This window comes from Niallia sp. M35 (genome assembly GCF_050971705.1).
Lineage (GTDB): Bacteria > Bacillota > Bacilli > Bacillales > Cytobacillaceae > Niallia > Niallia circulans_A.
Genome location: NZ_JBPCEP010000008.1, coordinates 72559 through 93038, shown reverse-complemented (window position 1 = coordinate 93038; position 20480 = coordinate 72559). Strand labels below are relative to the sequence as shown.

General features: G+C 35.9%; 21 protein-coding genes. 1 reads left to right on the top strand and 20 read right to left on the bottom strand.

Going from position 1 to position 20480, the window contains the following annotated elements:
- Positions 1–11: 11 nt before the first annotated feature.
- Together dapB and NiCM35_RS12415 are read right to left on the bottom strand one after the other, a co-directional pair.
- Complete coding sequence (gene dapB, locus NiCM35_RS12420; protein WP_095331872.1) at positions 12–812, bottom strand: 4-hydroxy-tetrahydrodipicolinate reductase; 801 nt, start codon at positions 810–812, stop codon at positions 12–14.
- Positions 813–842: 30 nt separating this feature from the next.
- Complete coding sequence (locus tag NiCM35_RS12415; RefSeq protein WP_095331870.1) at positions 843–1175, bottom strand: nucleotide pyrophosphohydrolase; 333 nt, start codon at positions 1173–1175, stop codon at positions 843–845.
- Between the two features lie 232 nt (positions 1176–1407).
- On the opposite strand from NiCM35_RS12415, the gene NiCM35_RS12410 reads away from it, so the two are divergent.
- Positions 1408–2286: a YitT family protein gene (locus NiCM35_RS12410; protein ID WP_095331868.1), complete on the top strand. Its 879-nt coding sequence runs from the start codon at positions 1408–1410 to the stop codon at positions 2284–2286.
- Positions 2287–2367: 81 nt separating this feature from the next.
- Here NiCM35_RS12410 and NiCM35_RS12405 read toward each other — a convergent pair whose 3' ends face one another.
- From NiCM35_RS12405 to NiCM35_RS12320, 18 genes are all read right to left on the bottom strand, one after another.
- Positions 2368–3402, bottom strand: coding sequence for a serine hydrolase domain-containing protein (locus NiCM35_RS12405; protein WP_095331866.1), 1035 nt, complete (start codon positions 3400–3402; stop codon positions 2368–2370).
- A 128-nt stretch (positions 3403–3530) separates the two neighbouring features.
- Positions 3531–4715, bottom strand: a complete 1185-nt coding sequence (locus NiCM35_RS12400) for an MFS transporter (protein WP_123259136.1) — start codon at positions 4713–4715, stop codon at positions 3531–3533.
- Positions 4716–5026: 311 nt separating this feature from the next.
- Entirely contained in the window at positions 5027–5701 is a 675-nt protein-coding gene (locus NiCM35_RS12395; RefSeq protein WP_095259094.1) for a zinc metallopeptidase, read from the bottom strand.
- Positions 5702–5761: 60 nt separating this feature from the next.
- A complete protein-coding gene (ypjB, locus tag NiCM35_RS12390; protein WP_095331862.1) occupies positions 5762–6574 on the bottom strand; it encodes a sporulation protein YpjB in 813 nt (270 codons plus the stop codon).
- Between the two features lie 73 nt (positions 6575–6647).
- Positions 6648–7241: a lipoprotein heptaprenylglyceryl N-acetyltransferase LhaT gene (gene lhaT, locus NiCM35_RS12385; protein ID WP_433779665.1), complete on the bottom strand. Its 594-nt coding sequence runs from the start codon at positions 7239–7241 to the stop codon at positions 6648–6650.
- A 125-nt stretch (positions 7242–7366) separates the two neighbouring features.
- Positions 7367–7912 (bottom strand): ReoY family proteolytic degradation factor, encoded by a 546-nt coding sequence (locus tag NiCM35_RS12380; protein ID WP_047940375.1) that lies wholly within the window; start codon positions 7910–7912, stop codon positions 7367–7369.
- Positions 7913–8047: 135 nt separating this feature from the next.
- Positions 8048–9310: a tetratricopeptide repeat protein gene (locus tag NiCM35_RS12375; protein ID WP_341160803.1), complete on the bottom strand. Its 1263-nt coding sequence runs from the start codon at positions 9308–9310 to the stop codon at positions 8048–8050.
- 24 nt (positions 9311–9334) lie between these two features.
- Complete coding sequence (locus NiCM35_RS12370) at positions 9335–10144, bottom strand: hypothetical protein (RefSeq protein ID WP_164463828.1); 810 nt, start codon at positions 10142–10144, stop codon at positions 9335–9337.
- A 225-nt stretch (positions 10145–10369) separates the two neighbouring features.
- Positions 10370–11665 carry a 3-phosphoshikimate 1-carboxyvinyltransferase gene (gene aroA, locus NiCM35_RS12365; protein ID WP_172859979.1) on the bottom strand — a complete coding sequence of 432 codons (1296 nt, stop codon included), beginning with the start codon at positions 11663–11665 and terminating at the stop codon, positions 10370–10372.
- Positions 11666–11680: 15 nt separating this feature from the next.
- Positions 11681–12784, bottom strand: a complete 1104-nt coding sequence (locus NiCM35_RS12360; RefSeq protein WP_095331852.1) for a prephenate dehydrogenase — start codon at positions 12782–12784, stop codon at positions 11681–11683.
- A 27-nt stretch (positions 12785–12811) separates the two neighbouring features.
- The gene (gene hisC, locus NiCM35_RS12355) at positions 12812–13915 is read right to left on the bottom strand and encodes a histidinol-phosphate transaminase (RefSeq protein ID WP_095331850.1); all 1104 of its coding nucleotides are present in this window, start codon (positions 13913–13915) and stop codon (positions 12812–12814) included.
- A 16-nt stretch (positions 13916–13931) separates the two neighbouring features.
- Positions 13932–14297 (bottom strand): chorismate mutase, encoded by a 366-nt coding sequence (gene aroH, locus NiCM35_RS12350; RefSeq protein WP_095331848.1) that lies wholly within the window; start codon positions 14295–14297, stop codon positions 13932–13934.
- The gene (gene aroB / locus NiCM35_RS12345) at positions 14298–15380 is read right to left on the bottom strand and encodes a 3-dehydroquinate synthase (protein WP_095331846.1); all 1083 of its coding nucleotides are present in this window, start codon (positions 15378–15380) and stop codon (positions 14298–14300) included.
- Positions 15380–16552 carry a chorismate synthase gene (gene aroC / locus NiCM35_RS12340; protein ID WP_095331844.1) on the bottom strand — a complete coding sequence of 391 codons (1173 nt, stop codon included), beginning with the start codon at positions 16550–16552 and terminating at the stop codon, positions 15380–15382. Before aroC ends, aroB begins: the two co-directional genes overlap by 1 nt.
- Before the next feature lie 194 nt (positions 16553–16746).
- Positions 16747–17520 (bottom strand): CheR family methyltransferase, encoded by a 774-nt coding sequence (locus NiCM35_RS12335; protein WP_095331842.1) that lies wholly within the window; start codon positions 17518–17520, stop codon positions 16747–16749.
- Positions 17521–18030: 510 nt separating this feature from the next.
- Positions 18031–18477, bottom strand: a complete 447-nt coding sequence (gene ndk / locus NiCM35_RS12330) for a nucleoside-diphosphate kinase (RefSeq protein ID WP_095331840.1) — start codon at positions 18475–18477, stop codon at positions 18031–18033.
- A gap of 135 nt (positions 18478–18612) precedes the next feature.
- A complete protein-coding gene (hepT, locus tag NiCM35_RS12325; protein ID WP_123257847.1) occupies positions 18613–19575 on the bottom strand; it encodes a heptaprenyl diphosphate synthase component II in 963 nt (320 codons plus the stop codon).
- A gap of 200 nt (positions 19576–19775) precedes the next feature.
- Complete coding sequence (locus NiCM35_RS12320) at positions 19776–20477, bottom strand: demethylmenaquinone methyltransferase (protein ID WP_095331837.1); 702 nt, start codon at positions 20475–20477, stop codon at positions 19776–19778.
- Positions 20478–20480: the final 3 nt, after the last annotated feature.

The following is a 20480-nucleotide window of genomic DNA, read 5'->3' as shown; positions in this document are numbered from 1 at the left end:
TAATTTCACTCCTACTCCATAATATTTTCTAAACCATATATCAATACATTTACCTTTAATACCTCTTCTACTGCAAATTTAACACCTGACATAAAGGAAGCCCGATTATAAGAATCATGTCTAATAGTTAATGATTCTCCATCTGATCCGAACATAACCTGTTGATGGGCAATTAAGCCTGGTAGACGTGTAGAGTGTATTCTCATTCCATCGAAATCTGCGCCTCTTGCGCCTGGTATGGTCTCTTTTTCGTCTGGGTGTCCTTGTTTTTTGCTTTCTCTTACTTCTGCAATAAGCTCAGCTGTTTTCACAGCAGTTCCAGATGGTGCATCCAGTTTTTGATCATGATGCATTTCCATAATTTCCACATCGGCAAAATAGCGTGCAGCCATTTTAGAGAATTTCATCATTAACACAGCACCCAAAGCAAAATTTGGCGCAATGATACAGCCGCGATCCATTTCTTCACATAATTTTTCTAATTCGGCTAAGTTTTCTTTCGTAAACCCGGTTGTTCCTACTACTGGTCTAACACCATAGCTTAAAGCTGTTTTAGCATGATGCATGCCGAACTCAGGCGTTGTTAAATCAATAAGCACATCCGGTTTTTCTGTTTGTAGACATTTTTCTATATCCGTATATATTGGTACATCATAAGAAGCAAAGCCTTCTATCTCTTTTAAGCTTTTCCCCTCATTCTTATGATCTAAAACTGCAACAAGTTCAAAATTCTCTGTTCTTCCCATTAAATAAACTGCTTCTGTTCCCATTCTGCCTCTAGGTCCTGCGATTACGATTTTTACTTTATTCAATGTCCTAACTCCTTAATATGTATTTTGTCTTTATTGATCTTTCCTTGTCCAACGATCTTTATCCCGTGTGTTAAATTTATGCATAACACGATTATGTGCTTCTTCTAAATCGATATTAAGTGAATTGGCTAAACAAGTTAACACAAACAACATATCCCCAATTTCATCCGTAATTTCTTTCTCTGTTTCCGTTTCTTTTTTTGGTTTCTCCCCATAGTAATGGTTTACTTCTCTAGCCAGCTCTCCTAACTCTTCTGTCAGTCGGGCAAGCATGGCCAGCGGACTGAAATACCCTTCTTTAAATTGTCCGATGTATTCATCTACTTCTCTTTGTATATCTTTTACCGTTTTATCCTGATTCAATATAAGCACCTCAAGTCAATAAGTAATCTTATCCAATTCCATGTTAGCTAATCTAAACCATTTTTACAAACATTTTTGACGATATTAATATAAGTACCTAAAAATGCATACTCTTCTTTTCCTAACATTAACTAATTGCTTGCTTATCTGCTAGATTGCCCATCTGCATGTGATTCGATATAATGGATACGCTAATAATAGTGCATTTTGTACTAAGAAAGAAGGCGAGTCGATGTTTAAAAGTATTAAAGTTAAAAATATCTTGTTCATCCTTTTAGGATCTGCGATATTTTCCTTCGGTATTGTTCATTTCAATATGCAGAACAATTTAGCAGAAGGTGGTTTTACCGGTATTACGCTTTTATTATATGCTGAATGGAATTTGGATCCTTCCATCACAAATTTACTACTTAATATCCCTTTGTTTTTCATCGGGTGGAAGTTATTAGGGAAAAACGTCTTTATTTACACGATTATTGGAACGGTTGCAGTCTCTATTTTCCTCTGGTTTTTCCAGCTTCCAGAGATCGAGTTACATATTCCCCTCACTGAAGATTTGACTCTAGCTGCTTTATTCGCAGGAACATTTATTGGTGTCGGCTTAGGTATTATTTTCCGCTATGGAGGGACAACTGGCGGAGTAGATATTATAGCTAGATTAGGGTTTAAGTATTTCGGATGGAGTATGGGAAAAACCATGTTCTTCTTTGACTTTTGTGTCATTACGCTTTCGTTAATCACGTATCTATCATATAGAGAAGCGATGTATACATTGGTTGCTGTTTTTGTCGGGGCAAGAGTAATCGACTTTATTCAAGAAGGGGCATATGCAGCTAGAGGAGCAATGATCATTTCTGACGACAATGAAAAAATCGCCAATAAGATAATGAGTGAAATGGATCGTGGTGTTACTGTCTTAAAAGGACATGGTTCCTTTACTAAACAAGATCGGGAAGTACTTTATTGTGTTGTCGCAAAAACAGAAATTGTTCGTTTAAAAAGCATCATTACAAGTATAGATCCCCATGCGTTTGTATCGGTTAGTATCGTTCATGATGTAATGGGCGAAGGTTTCACTTTAGATGAATATAAACAACCTCTCGATAAATAAACTAAAAAATTGTATTCACTTTGCAATTAATATTAAATTACTTGCAACGATGAATACAATTTTTTTGCTCTTACTATTGACTTAATAATCATTGCCAAAAATAGAATGATAGATCTCTCCTATTATCCCTTTCATTTGATGTACACCTAAATCAGTATTTGTCATAATTATCGCCCCTTTTTTTAATAATGGGTAAGCTACAAGCATGCTCTGAAATCCAATCCCCCATCCTAATGCAGAAATTTCCACTTCTTTATTAGAGCTATCTAAAAACACGCTCAGTCCGATCCAATTTATGTTCCCTTGCGGACTGATTATCTCCTTAGCATTTTGCCTCGATAATCCTAATTGACTTCTACCTTCCAAAGCATTCATTAATTCCAATACTAAAATCGCTAAATCAGCAGGAGTAGTCCAAATATCACAGGCTGCTGGATAAGGATAAAAGGGGTAGTTTCCGTAGATAATTTGTCCTTTATTATCATGACCAGAAGAAATATTTTCAACACCTCTTATATCAATACAGCTCTGATTCATATGTAAAGGCTGAAGGAGAAATTCTTTTAATACTATGTGAAAAGATTTCTGCAAAGTATCTTCAATCAGTTGTTGAATAATGCAAAAGCCAGCGTCCGAGTAATGAAATGCACTCATTGGTTCACAACTGATCTGTATTTTCTGCCGATTGAATACGGAAGTTCCTTCTAATATGTCTATCATAGGAGGAACTTCCTCGTTTTCTTTCCATTCCCTAAAACTACCTTCTGGGTCAATAATCCCTGATTGATGACTCAAAAGATCTCTTAAAGTTACTTTTTTGCCTTTTATCCATTTATTTGCTGTTAAACGCCAAGAGCTAAGTTTAACATTAACATCTTCATCTAAATCAAGCAGTCCAGTTTCTACTAGCTTTAAAACCAACATAGCTGTCACAAATTTACTTATAGAAGCAGAATGGAAGCGTGTCTGTTCATTAACAATATCCGTTTTACCTGCTTCCTTCACACCATACTGTTTGATACAATTAAGATTTGCATCTTGTATTACCGCTATGCTTAAACCAGCTATTTTATAATGTTTCATTCGCTCTTCTACATTTAGATTTGTTAGTGCCATCCTAACTCCTCCTGTTTTCTTTTAGAGCAATCATAGCACAAAACGAACGTATGGTCTATTTTAATTATAATTAGCTCAAGAACGAAGCTTATTACGGCGCCTATAAGTGATGTCATACTAACTATTATCTATTTTAAAGTAGAATGTATTTCACTAACTCGCTTATCCGTCGGCAGTAAATATGTCAATATTCCTAAAAGCGGCAGCAGGCTACAAATAATCATAATTGCTTGCAAACTAAATGTGTCTCCAATAACACCAAAGATTACTCCACCTAGTGCCCCCATTCCAAATGCTAACCCTACAATTAAGCCTGACACAAGGCCAATCATACCTGGAAGCAGTTCTTGTGCATAAACAACGGTCACACTGAAACTAGACTGCAAAATAAAGCCAATAATAAATAATAAAGGCCCTATTAGCCAAAACGGCATATGTGGGAGCAGTAAAGCAAACGGTGCAGATCCGATTAAAGAAAAGAGAAGAATCGTTCTTTTCCCAAAGCGGTCTGCCAATGGTCCTCCAAGAAAAGTCCCAATTACACCAGCAAGTAAAAACACAAAAACAAATATTTGCGCATTTTCAATACTTAAGCTAAACTTCTCAATTAAATAAAAGTGAAGGAAATTACTAATTCCCGCTCCATACCAAGAACGTGCAAATACAAGGAAAATTAATAAACATATTGCCAGAATAATTTCTTTATTAACAACAAATTCCCGCTTTCCTTGTTGTTTCTTTTGTGGATTTCTAATATACAATTCTCTCTTATACCAAGTTGATACTTGAAATAATACAATCATGCCAATTGTAGCTAGAAGAGTAAACCAAATGGTTCCGAATTGACCTGTTCGTACAAAAATAAAAGCAGTAAATACAGGTGCTAATGATTGACCTGCATTTCCGCCCACTTGATAAATTGATTGGGCAAGCCCGCGTTTCGCTCCAGCTGCCATATAAGAAACACGAGATCCTTCTGGATGGAAGATAGCGGAACCAAATCCAATAAATAAAACGGATAATAAGACCAAGTAAAAATTTGGAGCGAGAGAAAGGCCTAGCATTCCGATTAAGCTTGAGAACATTGCAATCGGCAATAAATATGGTGCTGGCCTTTTATCTGCCAAAACACCAAACACAGGTTGTAGAATAGAGGATGTAATGTTTAAAGCAAAGGCAATCCAACCAATTTGGGTATAATTTAATTCCATTGACTTTTGGATAACAGGAAATAAGGCAGGCACAACCGATTGCATACAATCATTCAAAAAATGTCCAAGACTTATCGCAAATAAAATCCGATAAATGGTCATCTCCTGCCGCTTTTTCCCTTGTACATATTCAGCAGTTTGCAAAAAAACCCTTCTTTCTTTTTGTTTTCTTTTATGTAAATGGCATTGTTTATTATACACCTAGCATTTTTTAAAATCTATAATTTTCTAAAAAATCAAAATTCAAATAAGTTGATTCATCAATATATTTCGTTCCCATAAGAAGTTCCGTGTAATATCACAAATCTTCTTTTTTGATGAAAAAAACCCAACCAATGATACAAAAAACTTTCGTATCATTGATTGGGTTTAGTTTCGACTGAATAAATTAAAGCCCAGCTTATTTTTAATTTCTATTCATCTCTTAACATTCCTGTATAAATCAACAGCAAACGAACTAGTTCGAGAACAGCAACTGCTGCCGCTGCCACATATGTTAATGCTGCTGCATTCAACACTTTTTTCGTTTCTCTTTCCTCATCGTTTCTTATAATCCCTAATGACACAACTTGATCCATCGCACGGTTCGATGCGTTAAATTCCACTGGAAGTGTAACAAATTGGAACAGTACGCCGGCAGCCATTAAGATGATTCCTAATAACATCATTCCAGGAAGTTGTGCGAACATCCCTATTAAGATAAAGATCCATGATGCATTGCTTCCAAAGTTAGCAACTGGAACTAATGTAGAACGAAAACGTAAGAAAGAGTATTCTTGCTGATCTTGGATAGCGTGACCAACTTCATGTGCTGCAATAGCTGCTGCTGCTACTGAATGACCATGATAGTTATCAGTAGATAAACGGACAACTTTAGAACGGGGATCATAATGGTCAGATAATACCCCTCTTGTTTCCTCGACAGATACATCATAAAGCCCATTAGAATCTAATATTCTTCTCGCTACCTCTCTACCGGACATATGGGAGGAAGAAGCTACTTTGGAATATTTTTTGTATGCACTCTTCACCTTCATTTGTGCCCAAATAGGGATGAGAATAATTAGAATAAAATATATAAAAATCATGTTTTTCCCCCTATTATTTCTAGTAGTATATTTTTATTGTAAGCAGGAAAAACACCAAAGTCAAATATTATCCCTTTTTTGTTTTGTTTTTCTTTTTTCCGCTTTATCTCCGAGATATTTCCGCCAGCCAACGTAGGATAAAGTAAGAATAATAATACTTCCCGTCGAAATAATTACCCACCATAAAGAGGGATCTGCCTCATCCTCATAGAGTTGATTAAAAACATCCTGCAATTCACTTTCTAATTGGGTTACTTCCTCTAAATCTCCTTGTTGATTAAAAACTTGTAACCGATACGTATTCATAAACTCTACAAGGGAGTTTAATTCTTGAAATTGTGCAGCGGAAACATCCAGCTTAAGACTCGGATAAATAATTTGATATAACGATAGAAAAGAATCTAACTTTTCATCAAATTTTTCTTTATCATCTAAAAGGATAGCATCCTTCATCTCTCGATAGGTTGACATAACAGGTTCTTCCATCTGAGTCCATAAAGGTTGTTCACCTGATGAAACAGCATCAACCGCCAATCGAAATTTTGTTACCGAATTTATCCGTTCGTCATTTTTAATCGATTGATTAGTGATTGCCTCTACCGCTTCATCATGTGTACCAGTTAAAATCCTCCGTTCATCTACTGTAAACGGACTTCCATTTACACTAACTGAGCTAAACTGGTTTGAAAAATAATCAAGAATTTTTTTGGCATCCTCATAACGTTCTGATCGTACAAGCTGTAATACCTCATCTGAAAGGGTATCTAGTTCATCCAATTCCTTTGCAGGCGTTTTTTGGTCTGCATATACAGAAAAAGAAATAGGCAAAAGTAAAATCAATATCATTAACAACATAACCAATTTAGCCTTCATTCTTGTCCCTCCTCTATCTACTATTAAAAATGTATGATGAGTTGGACAAGGTTAGACTAAAAAAAATGCAATTCTATTGAATCCTCCATTGTAATTCCTCGCTCTTTTTATAGGCATAATAGGCAATCAATAGACTTAAAACACTGAGCCAGAAAGTAAAGTAGCCGATATTTGCCATATATTGATCTAATACGCTATATTTAGGCATCATTTTAAACACATAATCTATCACATCATTATGTAATGTCCAAATCGCTACGAGAATAATATGCCCCCATTTAAAACGATAAAAAGGAATATATAATAATCCTTGAATGGCCATAGCCCCATGTGAAATTATGAGCATCCATGAATCAATGCCGATTGTTCCTGTTTCAAAATAAACAAGGAAGTTCATAACTACTGCCCATATACCGTATTTAAATAATGTTACTAATGCCAGCGCTTCAATTAGTGGCCAGTTTTTTCTCCATAAAAACGCAATTAATACTAACACAAAAAAAAAGCTTGCCGTCGGACTATCAGGTACAAACAATAAAAATTTCGCAGGTGTTTCTGCTAACTGATATCTATACCAATAATAGCCATACACAGTTCCGAAGAGGTTAATAGCGAGTAATAGTCCAATAAAAGATCGATTACTTAATATCATGTAAATGCTTCTCACACTTTTTCTCCTTTTACTATCTTTATCCTCCTATTTTACCATAGTTTATAAAGCATCGGAAAATCTATCGATATTAAAATAATCCCGCAAAGTCTATTATCGGCTTTACGGGACTACATGCTTTTTCATTTATTTTGAAAGAACTTCAATTGATTTGTTAAGGTAATAAACATCTCTTTATCACCATTATCTAGCGCCTCATCAATTAACTGGAGAAGTTTTTCTTTTTGGAATTTTTCTATACTCTTCACTAAAAATTGTTCTGCAATCATTTTATCTTTTTCGGTAATTTGCAGTTTTTTCGGCATAAATGGATTTTCTACTAACACAGCTGCATATTGATGAACTTGATTCGATGCATAAAAATTAAGCTGAATATAAATATCTTCATCACGATTAAGGCGAATATCATGAAAAGACTTTTCTGCATCTGTAGTCATCACATTTTCTTTATAAAATCTAAAAGGTACTTCATCAACACAATGCGTGGACATAATTAAACCTCTTGGACATTTCTCTGCATTTTCAACAAAATGGACTTTTTCCATCAATTGATCATGACTCATTAAATAATTTAAAATCCATACACATTCCCGTCTCTTCAATTGATAGTGATTCAAAAACCAACGAATGAAGTCTTTTTTCTCGTTGACAGATACAGGGGTTTTCATTTTGTAATTCCCTCCTCTGCTTGCAACAAATTTTTACTATCCAACCTGTTTTACCTGCGTCTAAGGAAATGACAATTCTCTTTGCACTCGATAAGCCTTTTACAACGTCAATTAAAACTTGTTCATCCAAAAACCTTATTCGTTATCCATAAGGCGTTGTAATATTTCAATATACTCTTCATTACTTGGATCTGTTTGTAAAAGCATATTAAAAATTTCGGCAGCATCCTTTCTTTTTCCTTCTTCTAAAAGAAAATATCCATAATCATATAGAAAATCTGGAAGTTCTTTAAAGAAAGTATATGCTAATTGATATTTGTTTAATGCCTCTGAATATTTTTCTATTCCATGAAATGCTTTAGCAGCATCCCAATGTAATTGAGGTTCTTCTATTTCTTGGTTATCCATCATCTCAATAAGCTCAAGAACATCATCAAATCGATCTTGTGTTAAAAATAATTTATTCAATAAAAGAACTGCTTCTGTAAATTCAGGATCTATTGCAAGCGCTTCTCTAAAATGTTCCTCGGCTTTTTGTTCGTCACCACGTTTTAAAGCTAATTTACCACCATATAAGTATAAATCTTTATTAAACTCATCTTGCTTTATTCCCTCGATAACTGTATTATACGCTTCATTCAGCATTTCCTCCTGCTCATAGCTGCGAGCTAAATAAAGATATAAGGAATGATAAGAGGGATCCAATCCTTTTACCTCTTCAAACCGATTTATAGCAATTGTATATAATCCTGCTTGCGATGCAGTCAAAGCGAGATTAAAGAGCGTATTGATCTCGACTTTTTCCTCGAGTGCTTTTTCATAATAAGGAATAGCATCCTCAAATGCACCCCCAGCACTTAGATTATCTGCAATTCTCCCATTTATATTTACGCCAGCGATATGTTCCTCTTTGGGTAATACCTTTTGGTAGGACTTAATCGCCTCGGTAATTTTTCCTTGTTCTGCATATAATTCACCTAACGCAAAATCGATAATTACCTCATCTGGTAAGATTTTTTGCGCTTCTTTTAGTTTTTGTTCGCTAACCTCATATAACCCATCCATTTGATAGAGATCAGCAAGCAAAAGCAATGCTTGAGGAAATGAAGGATCATTTGGGTTTAATTGTTCTAAATAAGAAATCGCGGCTTCTTCATTGCCTAATTCCATTTCTACTTCCGCGACAAGAACAAGTAATTCTCCTTCTTCTGGGTAACCTTCCAGTAAAACTAAGAATAAATCTTTTGCTTCCTCCAAAAAGCCTAACTGAAATAATTCTTCCCCCAGCACAAATCTTTCTTCATTATTCCCTGATTTTAATACATCCTGATAATATTTTAACGCTTTGTCTTGTTGACCGTCCTCTAATAAAGATATAATTTCATTAACTCTTTCCATATAATAATCCTCTCTAATCCCCTTCTATACTGTCAGGAAGGAAGGTACTTTTACTTCCAGTAATTCACCAAAACCAGGGCGGTAAAACACTTTATCCCCTGCTCGAATACATTTACCTTTGTGTATGGTCATTTGTATTCTATCATAATGATAATGAAACAAATCATTTTCTTCAATATTTATGATTGCATCATCCATAGCAAATAAATTATATGTTACTTCTCCCCCTTGATATATATTACCTTTAAATGGATATATCCCCATTTTCACTAAATCCGGATAAGCTATCGCTATTCCTTCTTTTATCTCATGGGGAATAGAGGGTATTTTAACATCTCTCATTAAGCTTGACCACATATTTTGTGCTATTTTCTTTTCTTGTTGATCTTTTGTTAAAAAAATGGGAACCAATGGAGCGTTATAGGGGAATAGGGCTTCTTTTATCCATCCCCAAGGTACTCGGTATAACGCTTTTACATCTTCTACCTCGATAAATATAACAGGGATTTTTTCTCTTTTGCATCCTCGTATAAAACTTGGTGATAGCAGTTTTAAAGGAATTTTCACGCCAGCAACAAAATCAATCGCACAGTTTAACATAGGAGTCTTCATTTTTTTCACTTGTAACGGCAATTCCCTTTCTCTGTTAACCTCTAAATAAAACAGCAAGGTTGTACACCCTTTTTTAATTAAATTTTCTTCAATGTATTGTTTTTGTTGAGTATAGGAAAGAATTCTCGTGACATGATTATCAAGCATAACTGTGGTGGGAGCCATCATATAAGGAGAACCATCCATTCGCATATATTGATAGGAGTTAAAGGTATCTCTCATCAATTCCACCCTGTTATCCTCAATTAGAATGGAGGTCTTTTTTACTCTTTGCCTCTTTAATAAATGTATATTTTCGATGATATATCGCATCTTAAATCACCGCCTAGTCTTTTTAAGACAAGCTATGATTTAAGATTTGCAAATATTCCTCCAGCAAGAATTTAATCTTATTTACTGCCAGAAAAAAATCGCCGATAAACATACTATGTTCATCGACGGGCTCTGTTATTTTCTATTCGATAATTCATTGAGATGCTCGAAAAACGAAGGATAAGATACTGAAATTGCCTTAGCATTTTCAAGGGTAAGTTCGCCTTCACAAATTTGCGCAGCAATCGCCAGCATCATTCCGATACGGTGATCTCCATGGGAATCCACTTTCGTTCCGATAAGCTTCTTCCCTCCCCGGACAATCATACCATCCTCTGTCGCTTGTATATCCGCACCTAATTTCTTTAACTCGGTTACTACTGTATCAATTCTATTCGTTTCCTTCACCTTAAGCTCATGCGCATCCTTTATAACCGTTACCCCTTCAGCCTGGGTAGCTAATAAAGCAATAATCGGAATTTCATCAATTAACTTCGGAATAATTTCTCCCTCAATCGTTGTTCCCTTTAAATCACTTGTAGACACAGTAATCGTTCCTGTAGGTTCAAATACATCGGTATCATTTTTATGAATCTCCATGCATGCTCCCATGTTATGAAGAACCTCTAAAATACCAGTCCTAGTAGGATTAAGACCGACATTATTTAATGAAATTTTGCTGTTAGGAACGATGCAACCAGCTACAAGGAAGAAGGCTGCAGAAGAAATATCTCCTGGCACATGAATGTTGGTTCCAGAAAGCTTTTGAGCACCTTCTACAAAGATCTCCTTGTCTTTTCTGCTAATTTCGCCTCCAAATCGCTGAATCATTCTTTCGGTATGATCTCTAGTAGGTACAGGCTCTATTATTTTTGTAACTCCATCTGCATTCAGACCTGCAAATAAAATCGCTGATTTAACTTGAGCACTTGCTACTGGTAATCGATAGGTAATACTCTGTAAATTACCGCCTCGAACGGATAAAGGAGTATATTTTCCGTCTTCCCTGCCATCAATTTTTGCCCCCATTTCTCTTAGAGGAGCAACAACTCTTGTCATTGGCCGTTTCCCAATGGATGAATCACCAATTAGCGTACTATGAAATGGTAAACCGGATAATATTCCTGTTAGCAAGCGGATAGTCGTCCCTGAGTTCCCAACATCCAATATATCTTTTGGCTCTTGTAATGCTTCCATTCCTTTTCCGTGTATTACCACTTCTTTTTCATTTTGTTCTATTAGAACACCTAGCTTCCGGAAACAAGCGATCGTACTTAAGCAGTCATCGCCTAATAAAAAATTTGTAACCGTTGTTGTCCCATTTGCTATCGATCCAAACATAATCGAGCGGTGAGAAATCGATTTGTCACCTGGGACTGCAATTTCTCCTTTTAAACCTCGATTTTTTGTTTTAAGTGTGATTAAGTCCAATAGCTTCACATCCTTTTATCCAATCGTAGTATCATAATTAGAATAGGTAGCAATACACTTCTGTGCTCTTATTCTATCTTCTTCGGTTTGAAAACTAATTGCCAGAATTCCGAATATCTCTTCTCTGGTTTCCATTATTCTAATATTCGTTATACTTATTTTTTCTTGAGCTAAATAACCTGTAATCTCAGATATAACCCCTGGATAATCCGGTACATCTACAAATAAATCATAAAAAGCTGGGATTGCCCCTTTTTGATCTTGGGGCAAACCATCTCTTACTTTTTTTGCTCGGGAAAAATAGTCATATAATTCTTCGGCCCGTTCATTTTCAATGAGAGTAAGGACTCTGTCCATTTCTTTTTTCCATTCATTCATTAACTCAATTAACACGTTTTTATTATGTATTAATATATCGCGCCACATTGAGGGGCTGCTAGAGGCGATTCTCGTAATGTCTCTAAATCCTCCGGCTGCTAACCTAGTTACTAGCTTATGCTTTTCACTAATCTGATCTGCTTGATGCACCAGTGATGCAGCAACTATATGCGGCATATGACTGATAGCCCCAGCTAACAAATCATGCTCTTCAGGAGAAATAACAAGAAATTTCGCATTTGTGCCTTGTAACCATTTTAATAAACACTGAACATGCTGATCCTTGATTTTTTCATGGGGAGTTAATAAATAAAAAGCATTTTCAAAAAGAAGTACTTTTGATGCGGAAACACCACTTTTATGGGAGCCAGCCATTGGATGTCCCCCAATAAAAGTAACGTTTTTATCTAATAGTACTTGTGACTTTTCTGTAATAACAGACTTAGTGCTTCCAACATCTGTGATGATAACATTTTCTTTCAATTCTATTTTAGAAAGTATTTCGATGATTTTTTCTGTTTCTTTAACTGGTGTAGAAAGAATAATCAAATCAGCAGTTTTTGCACCTTCTTCTATCGTTGTTGAAAGATTATCAATAACCCCCATCATACTGGCTAATTTCAAATTATCCTCGGAAATATCAAAACCTGTAATGATGCTTTCTGGGTGTTCTTTTTTTATACATAAAGCTAACGATCCACCTATAAGTCCTAAACCTATTATGAAGACGCGACCGTTCATTCTATCACCGCCTTCTATTCCCAATTGTTATTGCGCCACTTTCTTTTCAGCAAGAAACTGTTTCATTGCTTCAATCAAACCATCGTTTTCTTCTTTTGAGCCTATTGTAATTCGAACAGAGGTTGGATAATTCAATGGAACACCTGAACGGACGATATACCCTTTACTCATTAAGTATTGAAATACTTCATCCCCATCTATTTTGAAATCAACTAGCACAAAATTTGTTTGTGATGGGAAGTAGGATAAATTATTTTCCTCACAGAAACGATATAACTGTTCAAGACCTTCTCTATTTTTCTCTCGACAAGACTCCACAAATTCTTGATCCTTTAAGGCCTCTTCTGTTGCGATTTGCCCTAATGTATTAACATTAAATGGTTCTCTAACCGGGTCTAATGTGTTTAATAAGCTAGCATTGGCAACACCATATCCTACACGGAAACTCGCAAGACCGTATATCTTTGAAAATGTTCGTAAAACGATTAAATTATTAAACTGTCGTGTGAGCGAAATAGCTTCATAATAGTCTTCTGCCACTACATACTCGTAATACGCTTCATCAAGTACTACAAGCACATCCTCTGGAACTTTTTCTAGAAAAGCAAGTAAGTCCTGCTCAGGGATATATGTACCGGTTGGATTATTTGGGCTGCATAGCCAGACAACACTAGTATTATCATCAATAGCTTTAAGCATTGCAGGCAGGTCATGTTCTGCTTTTTCTGTTAGAGGAACTTCTCGAACCTCTGCTCCATCAACGACTGCATTGTGCTTATATTGTCCAAATGTATGACTAGCCATTACCGTATTTAACCCTGGTCTTAATAAGGCTCTAGATATCATTAAGATAATTTCATCAGAACCATTTCCTAATACTAACTCTTCTGGTTTAACCTTTAAAAAATCAGCTAACGCATAGCGAAGGTTTGTTGCATATCCATCGGGATACAATGCATAAGAGCCATCGACTTTTTTTAAAGCCTCTAATACTTTTGGAGAACTTCCAAATGGGTTCTCATTAGACGCAAGCTTAACAATATGTTCAAGTTTAAATTGTTTTTTCACTTCATCTATCGTTCTACCAGGCTGGTAAGCTTTCAACCCTAAAAGCTGCTGTTTCCATTTCATATTTTTCACCTCAAGTTTATTGTTTTGTTAAATCAGGTCTTAATTGAATTGCTTTTTCTAAATAAGTATGCTGTATTTCCTCTTGCGGCAGCTCCGTGTTCCAATGCATCATAATCCGAATACACTTTTCTAATGAATGAGGAACTGCTATTTCTTTCATACACATAACTGGTACATATGTCCAATCTTCTTGCATACGAATAATTTTAGCTGGGAAAGCAGCATTTATATCATCTGTTACTGACAAAAATACGGATGCCACATCACATGCTTTTATATTATTTGCGTTTATCATCTCTTTAAAAAGTCTTTCTGTTGCAGATAAAATTTCTGCTTCGATATTGTGTTCAACCGTTATTGCTCCTCTAACGCCTCTAATCATCTACTTCCCACCTTTAAATAAACCTAATTCTTCTCTAATTACCGCTTCGTTCACTTCTACTAGCACAGGAGATCCTATTTCTTGTAAAAGGACAAAACGAATCGTCCCATTTATAGATTTCTTATCCTGTCTCATTCGATCAATTAAACGTTCTATTTCTAAATCATTGGGAATATCACAAGTATAACCTAACTGTTTAAGCCACTTTATATACTCCTCTAGCGAAAATGCTATGTCATATTTTCGCTTACTTAATCTTATCGCAAATATCATTCCAATCACGACAGCTTCTCCATGAGTAAATTTTCCATACCCCATCTCTGCCTCAATTGCATGACCTAATGTATGCCCAAAATTCAAAAAGGCACGTACACTTGTTTCCTTTTCATCTTCTTCAACAATCGCTTGTTTAACAAGAATACCTTTCTCAAGAATTTCAGACCAATAAGCAATTTTTACTTGTGATAAATCACTTATCTTGCTACGTAGTTCATGATAAAAGCTTATATCGCTAATTAATGCATGTTTGATTACCTCACCAAATCCTGAGCGAAGTTCTTGAAGCGGCAGTGTAGATAGAAACGTTGTATCATAAAAGACAGCTTCTGGCTGATTAAAAACACCAATCATGTTTTTACCTAAAGGATGGTTAATAGCTACTTTTCCGCCAACTGCACTATCATGAGCTAAAATAGTGGTTGGGATTTGAATAAAAGGAATTCCTCTCATAAAGGAAGCAGCTACATAGCCTGCTAAATCCCCAACGGCTCCGCCCCCTAATGCTAACACTAGCGATTTACGGTCAAGGTGCTGTTCTAGCATATAGGTCAAACAAGCATAAAAAACATCAAATGTTTTTGCCTTTTCTCCTGCTGGCACTGTATAGCTAACGACAGGAAAGGAGGAAAGTTTCTTTTCAACCGTTTTCAGGTGCAGCTTTTCAACTGACTCATCTGTAATAATTAAAATTTTTGTTACATCAGCAAATTCCTTTTGCAGAAATGCTGAAAGTTCTGCAATTACATTCTCCCCAATCCATACATCATAATGTTTTGACATTGTTTGAATGGAAACAGTCTGCATTAGAATTCCCTCGCATGTCTATTGTGCTCAGCAATATTAGCTACAAGTCCTTCAAATCGATCAGCATAAAATTGATCAACAATAGCTGCAGCAAGCTCCCAAGCAACTGCATGCTCTGCTACTACAGATGCCGCTGGAACTGCGCAGCTATCACTGCGTTCAATGCTAGCTGTAAATTCTTCTTTTGTATCGATATCCACGCTTTTTAATGGTTTATATAGGGTCGGAATTGGCTTCATTACCCCTCTTACAACAATTGGCATACCGTTTGTCATTCCACCCTCTAAGCCACCTAGACGGTTTGTTCTGCGAGAATAGCCATTTTCTTGATCCCATATAATCTCATCATGAACTTCACTTCCTGGCTTTCTAGCAGCTTCAAAGCCTATTCCAATCTCTACTCCTTTAAATGCATTTATACTCATGATTGCGGCAGCAAGCTTTGCATCTAATTTACGGTCATAGTGCACATAGCTTCCCACACCAATCGGCATACCTTCCACTATTACTTCTACTACACCGCCAATGGAATCACCATTTGCTTTCGCTTCATCGATGGCATTCATCATTTTTAAGCCTGCTTCTTCATCTAAACAGCGAACAGGAGAATTTTCCGTAATTTCCCTAAGTTTTTCAATCGACTCATAATTAGTTATATTTGATTTTATACCACCAATTTCAACGACATGTGAGGCAACTTTAATCCCTAGTAAATCAAGGAGCTTTTTCGCCACTGCCCCTGCCGCTACACGAACTGTCGTTTCACGGGCAGAAGATCTCTCTAACACATTTCTCATATCGCGGTGACCATATTTAATAGCGCCATTTAAATCTGCATGCCCTGGGCGTGGACGACTTATTTTTCGTTTTATTTCGTTTGCTTCCGCTTCATCAATTGGGTCCTGTCCCATAACTTTAGTCCAATGCTTCCAATCGTTGTTTTCTACAATCAATGAAACCGGTGAACCTAGCGTATAACCATGTCTAATACCGCCGCCAATTTCAACGGTATCTGTTTCTATTTGCATTCTTCTTCCTCTGCCATGCCCTTTTTGTCTTCTAGCTAACTCCTTATTTATATCTTCAGCTAATAAAGGCATTCCAGCAGGAAGTCCTTCGATAATTGTGATTAATTTGGGACCATGTGACTCCCCAGATGTTAAATATCTCATAATGAATCCTTTCTCCCTTCAACGCTTTAAAGTGATTATGTTCCAATATAACATACCAATCCTGTTATGAATAGTGAAAATCTAAAAATCTTCGCAAAATATTACAACGCGATAATCCTTTTCATAAGAAAAATAGCAATCATGTAAACAATGGCAAAACAACGATAAATTTGCAGTGTTGTTTTGCCATTAACTTATATTTTCCGATAAAAAAAAGTATCTGCTGTCTCAAATCCATATTTAGCAGGTGTAAAAATTTGCTCTGTACTCCCTACAAAGAAAATTCCACCAGGTTTTAAAGCTTGAGAAAATTTATGGTAAAGTAAATCTTTTGCATCCTCTGTAAAATAGATAAGAACATTTCTACACACAATTAAATCAAATGGTCCGCCAAACGAATCCGATAATAAGTTTTGCTTCTTAAATGTTACATTTCTTTTAACTTCCTCTTTTATTTTGAACATTGCACCATCTTTTTCAAAATATTTATCTTTTTGAGCGGATGGTACTTCGTTTAATGCTCGCTCTAAATAAATGCCCTTTTTTGCCCTGTCTAAGGCGTTAATATCAATATCCGTCGCAAGAATTTGAAAGTCTCTCAACTTCATTTCATTGGAAAGAAGCATAGATAAAGTATAAGGCTCCTCTCCTGTTGAGCAGGCGGCACTCCAAACCTTTAATTGTGCTTTTGATTGTAGAAGAGAGGGTAAGATTTTTTTCTCCAGTACTTCCCAGCGTTTATAATTCCGGTAAAACTCAGAAACATTAATTGTCATTCGATCTAATAGCTCGTCCAATAAATGTTTATCCTTATGTATCGCTTTAAAATAATCTTCAAAAGAAGTAAAACCCCTTTTTTCATAAAGAGATGTCAACCTTCTTTTCATTTGTGCCTCTTTGTACAAAGACAAATCTATTCCTGATAATTTGTAAAAATTCTTTATAAAATCTTGAAAATCCTTCTCCATTTAAAATTCCTCACAAGTATAATAAAATCAACTACTTTTTAAGTATATACGATTTTCCCACAAAACGGCCAAATTTTATTCCGATAATTCATATAATTACTAGAAAAGCGGAAGCGACTGGTTATCGGCGTACAAACTGGAGGGCGCTGACTGAGATAAAGAAAACACGGGGAAGCAGTGAGACGATGTTGACTTATCGTAGGGAAGCGACCGAAGTTTGCTAGAAGATAGGCGCTGAAGCTTGACATTGAAAAGCGGAGGGCACTCGGTAGGGGCGTGTGGGATGGAGCGACCGTTCCTGAGATATAGGATACACGATGAACGTTAGTGAATCGATGTTGCCTTATCCTAGGGAACGGTCGAGAAGCCCATCAGCCCCTAGTGCCCGGAGCTAGACATCAAAAGCGGAAGCGGCTGGATATCATCGCCCATACTCCAAGGTAGCCGGTCTCTTAGTTTAATCATTCAAAAAAAATAGCTGCCCTGCATAGGACAGCTAAGTAAGCTATATTAGTAAATCCAACTATCTAATAGTTTCTTATACTCTACTATTTCTTCTTCTTTAAAGAAAAGAGCAATTTCTCTTTGAGCACTTTCTATCCCGTCAGACCCATGGATAATATTTTTATGTTTTACTACTCCAAAATCACCACGAACCGTACCAGGCAAAGCTTCCAAAGGATCCGTTTTTCCCATCATCAGTCTTGCCTTGGCAATAACTTCCTCTCCTTGCCAAACCATTGCAAAAACAGGACCTGAAGTAATAAAATCTACTAATTGTGTAAAAAACGGCTTGCCTTTGTGTTCTGCATAATGTTGTTCCGCTAAATTTTCCGTAATATGAATAAGCTTTGCTCCAACAAGTTGAAAACCTTTTTCTTCAAAACGGGTTACTATTTTCCCTATTAAATTTCTTTGTACCCCATCTGGCTTTACCATTAGAAATGTTCTTTCCATAAGCTCACTCCTACCATATGTATTAGACTAGTAAACATGGTCATTCATGAAAAACTTACCACAAAAACCCAATTTATGCAAAAGAAATTTAAAAACGCTTTCATCAAAAACATGTACAAAAGGTATGCTTATTCCTTAAAATTTGCGCTTTCCTAAATATTTAGCGATATTATTAAGTGCAGATTTTGCTTTTCCATTTGGCAAATCATGGATAGTTTGCAAAGCCTTTTTTAAATACAAATCACTAACCTGCAAGGAACGATCGATAGCATCTGTATTTTTGATCATGGAGATAATTTCCATTAACTCTTTCTTAGGCATTGCCTCATGAACAGTTATCACTTTATCGCGCACTTTTTCTTGTTCCATCGCGAATAAAACAGGCAAAGTAATATTTCCTTGAAGTAAATCTCCACCAGCAGGCTTTCCTAATTCTTCTTCCGTACCTACAAAATCGAGAACATCATCTATGATTTGATAAGACATTCCAACATAATAACCAAATCGATATAACTTTTGTTGATAATCTTCCTCAACATCAGAAACAATAGCCCCTACTAACGAGCTTGCCGATATTAATAATGCCGTTTTCCGTTTAATTCGTCGAAAATAATCCCTTATATTTTGATCAAATCGGTATTTATCTTTTATTTGCTGAATTTCACCGATACATACTTCCACTATCGTATTAGCAAGGACTTTGTGAGCAGCTGGCTTATCTATCTCACTCATAATTTCTATTGACCTAGCAAAAATATAATCCCCTGTATACATGGCTACTTTATTATCCCATTTTGCTTTAATCGTCGGTTGGCCTCTCCTTAAATCGGAGTCGTCTATAACATCATCATGAACTAAGGATGCCATATGAATTAATTCTAATGAAATAGCTGCCTTTTTTATAACCTGAATATCATAGTTACCAAACTGTCCAGCAAGCAATACGAATATCGGACGTATTCTTTTGCCACCTGCTTGCAATAAATGTAACGATGATTCTCTTAAAATGGAAGAGTTCGCCTGTACCGTTTCTTCCAAAGCTTTCTCAATCTTATCTATATCCGAATTCAAAAATGAGTACATCATTTTTAATTTCACTAACTACTCACCCAACTTGTATCGATATTTTAAAATAATTATCCAGCATAAAAATGCTTATATATAAATTTAATCCTATTTATGAAAAAAAGAGGTCTAAATACAAGGACAAGAATACAGGATTAAAATGTAGTCCTCCCATCTTGATCCAAATATTGCTTATTGGATTTTGATTTAGACTCTCCTCTATGATTGCACGATTATTTATATCCTATATGAACCGCAGCAACACCACCAAAATAAGGCTTATATGTCACTTTCTTTAGTCCAGCTTCTTGAAACATCAGAGCAAGTTCTTTCATACCCGGAAAGTCACGTGCCGATTCTTGAAGCCATGAATATTCCTTATAGCTTTTCGCAAACAATTTCCCGAAAACCGGCATGATATATCGAAAATAAAAGTAGTATCCCTGTCTAAAGATCGGCATTGTCGGCTGGGATGTTTCTAAACAAACTACCAATCCACCTGGCTTTACCACTCTTCGCATCTCTTTTAAAACAGTTAAATAATCTGGAACATTTCGTAAACCAAAGCCGATTGTCACAAAATCAAACTGATTATCATCAAATGGCAATTCCATAGCATTCCCGTGAATAAGCTCAATATTCTCATATCCCATTGTCTTTTGTTTACCGATACTCAACATATTTTCACTAAAATCAAGTCCAACTACTTTGCCGTTTGGTCCAACTTGCTCTGCTAGGCTAATTGTCCAATCAGCTGTTCCGCAGCATACATCTAAACATGCTGCTCCTTTAGGCACATTCATTCTCTTCATCGTGTCTTTTCGCCATAGTTTATGTTGCTGAAAGCTGATGACTGAATTCATTTTATCGTAATTACTATAAATTTTTTCAAATACATTATGTACCTTTTCTTCTTTAGATTGCTGCTCTTGCATTTT